The following is a 3,594-nucleotide window of genomic DNA, read 5'->3' as shown; positions in this document are numbered from 1 at the left end:
GCCGGGCTGGCCGCGCTGGACGAGATCGCGGCGTCGGACCCGGCGTCGGGCCGGTTCCAGCCGCTGTGGGCGACCCGCGCGCACCTCCTGGCGACGCTGGGCGCGGGCGACGACGCCCGGGCCGCCTACGACAAGGCCCGGTCGCTGACGACGGACCCTGCCGTGCGGGCCTTCCTGGTGGAGCGGAGCGGCGCGACCGGGTGAGGTGAGCGACGGCGGTCCCGAAAGCAGGGTCTGCCCCTCCCTACCAACGAAACGAGCTCCCGGTCCGTCCTTGTTCCACGAGGGCGCCCGGACGAGGGGGCCGGAGAACGGGGACCGACCATGACGACCAGCACAGCGATCATCACCGGCAAGGACGTTGCCGCTATCGAGCGTGACCTGCGACGCATGGAGCTCCTGAACCGGCGCGAGCACAGGATCCGCGCGGGCGCACGGCCCGCACCCACGATCTCGTACCTCAAGCTCGCCACGCGCCCTCGCGACCGCTGGCGGTACCAGGACGCGTGACGCCGGACGGCAGGGCCGCAGATCCAGGGGGTTCGGCGGCCCTGCCTCATTTCACCCGGGAATTTACACTGAGCGATCATGACCAGGCCCTTAGGCTCCTTGGCATGAGCGGACACCAATCACCCCATCTGCCCGCGGACGGTCATGCGCAGGTTCCGCCCCCGCCAGGTGGGTACGACACGGTGCCTCCGGCCGGCGGTCCGCCGCCCCCGCCCGGTCCGCCGTCCGGCGACACGATGCCCGGCCAGTACGTGCCCGTCCAGAACGTGCCCGGCCCTCCGCCGCCCGTGGTCCCAGGGGTCGGCGGTCAGCCCGGGGGTGACCCGCCTCGGCGCAACGGACGGCGCGCGCTGATCATCGTCGCCGTGGTACTCGTGCTGCTCGGCGCCGGCATCGGCGCCTGGTTCCTGCTGCGCCCGCCGCCGATCCCCGACCCGGAGCCCGCCGCCGAGGAGCTCGCGGCCGCGCTCCAGGCGGGCACGCCCGCGGACTTCCCCTTGACGATGGACACGTCCGCCTCGCCCGACGAGCAGTACGCCGCCGTGTTCGAGCAGCTCGTGGCCGCCGTCGGCGAGGACGCGGGGACCGTGGCGCTCAAGAGCGTCACCCCGCTGGAGGAGGGCGACGGCGGGACCGCTACGGCCACCGCCACCTTCACGTGGACCTGGCCCATGGCCAGCGAGGAGGCCTGGGAGTACGAGACGGTCGCGCAGCTGACCTACCCTGGCCCGGCCGACGGCGAGGCCGGGAAGTGGGAGGCCGCCTGGGACCTCGGCGTGCTGGCGCCGGGCCTGGAGGCGGGCGAGCGGCTCGCCGTCGAGCGCACCGAGCCGGTGCGCGGCGACATCGTGACGACGAGCGGCGAGACCATCGTGGGGCTCACCCCCGTGCACCGCGTGGGCATCGACAAGACCCGCCCGGGCTGGGAGACGGCCGCCGCGCAGCTCGGCGAGGTGCTCGGCTTCGACCAGTCGACCACCGACGACATCGCTGCGCAGGTGCAGTCCGCGGGCGCGAAGGCGTTCATCGACGTCATCACGATCCGCGACAACGACCCGGAGTACGACTTCGAGGCCGCCATGGCGATCGACGGCGTGGTCGGCATCCCGGACGAGATCCCCCTCGCGCGCGACCGGGACTTCGCGCGGGCCGTGCTCGGCACGGTCGGTGAGGCCACCGAGGAGATCGTCAAGGAGTCGGAGGGCACGATCAAGGCCGGTGACATGGTGGGCCTCTCCGGCGTGCAGGCCGCGTACGACGAGCAGCTCCGCGGCTTGCCCGGCCTGGCCGTGACGATCGAGCCGGCCGAGGGCGCGGAGGGTGGCGGGAGCCGCGAGGCCTTCACGATCGAGAAGCAGGACGGCGAGCCGGTGGCCATCTCGCTCGACCCGGCGACGCAGCTGCGCGCCCAGGCGGCGCTGGAGGACTTCGGCGACCTGGCGACCGCGATCGTCGCGATCAAGCCCTCGACCGGCGCGGTGCTCGCAGCGGCCTCGGGCCCGGGGTCCGAGGGGTTCAACACGGCGACGCTGGGCCAGTACCCGCCGGGCTCCACGTTCAAGATCGCGACGTCGCTCGCGATGCTCCGCTCCGGGACGACACCGGACTCGACCCTGCCCTGCACCGCCACGATCAACGTGGAGGGCCGCGAGTTCAAGAACGTGCCGGGCTACCCGCAGTCCGCGATGGGGGACGCCGTGCCGTTCCGCACGGTGTTCGCGAACTCCTGCAACACGGCCTTCATCTCGCAGCACGACGCGATCTCGCAGCAGCAGCTGCACGACGCCGCCGCGGCGCTCGGCCTGGGTGCCGACCACACGGTGCCGTTCGGCGGGTCCGCCGGGTTCGGCGACGTGCCGACCGAGGCGTCCGGGACGGAGCACGCCGCGTCGATGATCGGGCAGGGCCAGGTGCTGGCCACCCCGCTCGCGATGGCGACCGTCGCGGCGAGCGTCTCCGCAGGCCACACGGTCTCGCCGTGGCTCGTCGAGCCGACGGGCGAGGACGCCGAGGCGGAGCCGGCGGGCGACCTGACCGAGGACGAGGCGGCCACGCTGCGCGACCTCATGGGCGGTGTCGTCGAGGAGGGTTCGGCCACCGTGCTGCAGGACATCCCCGGGATCGTCGGCGCCAAGACCGGTACCGCCCAGTTCGGCGACGGCTCCAAGGCCCACGTCTGGATGCTCGCCGTCGCGGACGACCTGGCGGCGGTCGTGTTCATCGAGGAGGGCGAGCTGGGCTCGACCACGGCCGGCCCGGTGATGCACGAGTTCCTCAAGGGGAACTGAGCCCGGAACGAGGTAGAGCGCCTGCCCGGCGCCCCGGTGACGGTCGGGAAGCCGGGCAGGCGCTCTGCTGTCGGGCTCGCACCGGGCGGTCGCTCGAGGCTGCCGCGTCAGCGCGCCTGGTGGGCGGTCAGCCCTTGAAGCCGGCCTCCTGGCACGTGGCCTTGTAGGCGTCGATCGCGCCGATGACGGCCTTCGGGCGGGCGATGGAGCCGTCGAGCGCCTGGTCGAACGGTGCGCGGACCGCCTCGAGGTGGGCGATGCTCACCTCGTCGGCCTTGCCGATGATCAGGCCGAGGGCCTTGCTGATCTCGGTGACGATGCCGGTCCGCTCCTCGTCCAGCGGCGCGGCGACCATCGCGGACGACTGCTCGATGTTCGAGACGAGCGGACCGGCGAAGAACGCGCTGCACGACTCGACGAGGTCGTACTCGCCGGTGCTGATCGGGGCCTCGGCCACGGGGGACGGCGCGACCTGCTCCACCTCTCCGCTGGAGGGCGTGAAGTCGTTGGCCATGTCCTCGAGGGCCCCGCATCCGGACAGCAGAAGCGCACTGGCGGCCACGGCCACGGCCGCCCAGGTCTTACTGGTGCTCACGATCTACTTCCCTCACGTCATCGGGTCAGAAAGTGCGGTTCGGCCGCACTCGCCCGCGAGTCTAGCGGCACGCCCGCAACCGGAGGCCAATCGTCGGCGCTCTCACCCGGACGCCACCGTCCGGTTCGCGCCGCGCCCGCGCCCGGCGCACGAACCGGGCGCCCGGGCCACCGCAGTGGTCCGGACGCCCGGCGTCGTAGG

General features: G+C 73.1%; 3 protein-coding genes and 1 pseudogene. 3 read left to right on the top strand and 1 reads right to left on the bottom strand.

Going from position 1 to position 3,594, the window contains the following annotated elements; translation table 11 throughout:
• The 3 genes and pseudogenes from PROKR_RS34265 to PROKR_RS07835 all read left to right on the top strand — a co-directional run.
• A pseudogene (locus PROKR_RS34265) lies at positions 1 to 204 on the top strand (RNA polymerase subunit sigma-70); the annotation flags it as partial.
• A gap of 120 nt (positions 205 to 324) precedes the next feature.
• Entirely contained in the window at positions 325 to 510 is a 186-nt protein-coding gene (locus PROKR_RS07840; RefSeq protein ID WP_036961621.1) for a hypothetical protein, read from the top strand.
• 104 nt (positions 511 to 614) lie between these two features.
• On the top strand, positions 615 to 2,798 hold the full coding sequence (locus tag PROKR_RS07835; protein WP_245605746.1) for a penicillin-binding transpeptidase domain-containing protein: 2,184 nt from the start codon (positions 615 to 617) through the stop codon (positions 2,796 to 2,798).
• Between the two features lie 127 nt (positions 2,799 to 2,925).
• On the opposite strand, the gene PROKR_RS07830 is transcribed toward PROKR_RS07835, so the two are convergent.
• Positions 2,926 to 3,393 carry a hypothetical protein gene (locus tag PROKR_RS07830; RefSeq protein ID WP_157601957.1) on the bottom strand — a complete coding sequence of 156 codons (468 nt, stop codon included), beginning with the start codon at positions 3,391 to 3,393 and terminating at the stop codon, positions 2,926 to 2,928.
• Between the last annotated feature and the right edge of the window lie 201 nt (positions 3,394 to 3,594).

Source organism: Promicromonospora kroppenstedtii DSM 19349 (assembly GCF_000515355.1).
GTDB classification, from domain to species: Bacteria; Actinomycetota; Actinomycetes; order Actinomycetales; family Cellulomonadaceae; genus Promicromonospora; species Promicromonospora kroppenstedtii.
The sequence above is the reverse complement of the archived record's forward strand: the minus strand, read 5'-3'. Positions and strand labels throughout refer to the sequence as shown.

Bases quoted from the DNA above. Each gene is read 5' to 3' on its own strand.
- PROKR_RS07840 (WP_036961621.1), top strand. From the start codon at position 325: ATGACGACCAGCACAGCGATCATCACCGGCAAGGACGTTGCCGCTATC.
- PROKR_RS07835 (WP_245605746.1), top strand. From the start codon at position 615: ATGAGCGGACACCAATCACCCCATCTGCCCGCGGACGGTCATGCGCAG.